The sequence below is a fragment of the Pseudoalteromonas sp. SR45-5 genome (genome assembly GCF_014163565.1).
In the GTDB taxonomy this organism is placed as follows: Bacteria; Pseudomonadota; Gammaproteobacteria; order Enterobacterales; family Alteromonadaceae; genus Pseudoalteromonas; species Pseudoalteromonas distincta.
On sequence record NZ_JACJDN010000717.1, the window covers coordinates 1 to 1,852 of the forward strand.

The following is a 1,852-nucleotide window of genomic DNA, read 5'->3' on the forward strand; positions in this document are numbered from 1 at the left end:
TTTCAAAGTACGGACATAAAAAAGCAAGCCATGAGGCTTGCCAAGAAGGGTGTTAATTAGCTCTTACCTAGCCTTTAAGCTATTAGCTTTTCAGCAAGATTTAATTCCATAATAGCTTTTAATAAACGGTATAAGTTAATTGATGCATCAATTTCTTCTTTACGGTTTGTTAAGCTTTCAATATTTAAGCCCAGCGGTACATCTAAATGCGCACAGCTTTTAAGTATTAAGTCGAGGTTTTCGCGGCAAATACGGACCGATTCGCTTAATGTATTGTCTGCATCAAGCATGCGCCATTTTGTTGCCTCTGGCACTGAGATACCCAACCATTGCATAAATTCTAAGGTTTTTTCGCCGCCGCACGGGGTAAACGTTAATATAATACGTTGTGGTGTAATACCCTGCGCTTTACATGTACGTGCGTAGCTAGTAATTAGCTCTATAGTCGCTTGTGCATCGTAAACAGCTTGCGATATAAAAAACTGACAACCTTGTGCTGTTTTTTCTATTAATCGTTCGTGCTCATTTCGTTTACTTGAATGGCGTTCAGCAATCGTAACGCCACCTAAAAAGAAATCATCTGATTGCTCAGCCAATGCTTTATAAGCATTTGGCAGGCTTAGCTTTATATCGCCTATCGATGATGGGCTACCTACTAAAACAACATTTTGTAAATCGTAGTCGTTTTTAGTTTCACTTAGCCAATCTTTAAATTCGCCTACGCCACGCTGCGCCACACTTTTATAAGTAATTACATCTTGTGCAGATAAATTACGAAGTAAATGGCTGTATTCACGCGGATCAACGGTTTGTTTAAACGCAAATGGACGGTCTTGATTAGTTCGGCTGCTTTCGTCTTGAATGTCGTAAATTATCACGCCGTCGTATTCAATTTCGTGTAAGCGACCTAATAGCTTTTCTGCAATGGTTTTTAATTGCGCTTTATCGGTGCCAATTTTAGGCGGGGTAGTACCAATAAGATAAACACCTTGATTGGTGTCCACTATCTTCTCTTTTAGTGATAAAGCCATAATCCTCATTCCAGCTAAGTTTGTTTTGATGGATTTAATATAGCAGCCATTTAGACGTCTAGATAGATTTATTTAATGAAAGTTTTTCAATTAACATGATGTTTATTCATAGTGCTTGTTCCCATAATTTATAATTGACACAGTTGTTTACACAATAAATTCCCTTGGGGCTCTTATATTTATTGGCTTTGGGGCATAATTAAAGAGTTAAATCTGACAACAAATTTGCTCAATTTAAAAAGGGACAACAATGAAATTTAAATTATTAGCAACCAGCTTAGCGGTATCGCTGGCGTTAACAGGTTGCGCCATGCAACAAAACCAAAGCACGCAAACAACAGCACAACAAGAACAAGTAAATAAAGCTGATGACCGTGTTTTTTCACAAGATTACTTAATTGAAGAGCTAGAAAACGGCTTACGTGTCATGGTTGTTAAAACCGATTACCCTGATGTAGTGTCGCTGCAAATTCCGGTATCGGTTGGATCGCGTAACGAAGTTGAAGAGGGCAAAACAGGCTTTGCTCACTTTTTTGAACACATGATGTTTAAAGGCTCACAAAAATACCCTGAAGATGTGTACTCAGACATATTAAAAAATTCAGGTGTTGATAACCGCGCATATACAACAAACGATTACACAAATTACCATTTAAACTTTTCAAAGCAGCACCTTGATAAAGTACTTGAGCTTGAAGCTGATATTTTTCAAAACTTAACCTACACCGAAGAGCAATTTAGAACAGAAGCGCAAACAGTAAAAGGTGAGTACTTAAAAAACAACGCGAGCCCAATTCGTAAATTATTAAGCGCTGTACGCG

At 37.9% G+C, this 1,852-nt stretch carries 2 protein-coding genes; one reads left to right on the plus strand and one right to left on the minus strand.

Annotated features, from left to right (window positions below):
* Nucleotides 1–74: 74 nt before the first annotated feature.
* Nucleotides 75–1,031 carry a methylenetetrahydrofolate reductase gene (locus tag H5072_RS18330; protein ID WP_182694374.1) on the minus strand — a complete coding sequence of 319 codons (957 nt, stop codon included), beginning with the start codon at nt 1,029–1,031 and terminating at the stop codon, nt 75–77.
* A gap of 250 nt (nt 1,032–1,281) precedes the next feature.
* Between H5072_RS18330 and H5072_RS18335 the strand changes: the two genes are divergently transcribed.
* Nucleotides 1,282–1,852 (plus strand): pitrilysin family protein (locus H5072_RS18335; protein WP_182694375.1); only part of this gene is annotated, 571 nt, incomplete at its 3' end.

Coding starts and splice junctions, on each gene's coding strand:
- H5072_RS18330 (WP_182694374.1), bottom strand. CDS start 1,031: ATGGCTTTATCACTAAAAGAGAAGATAGTGGACACCAATCAAGGTGTT.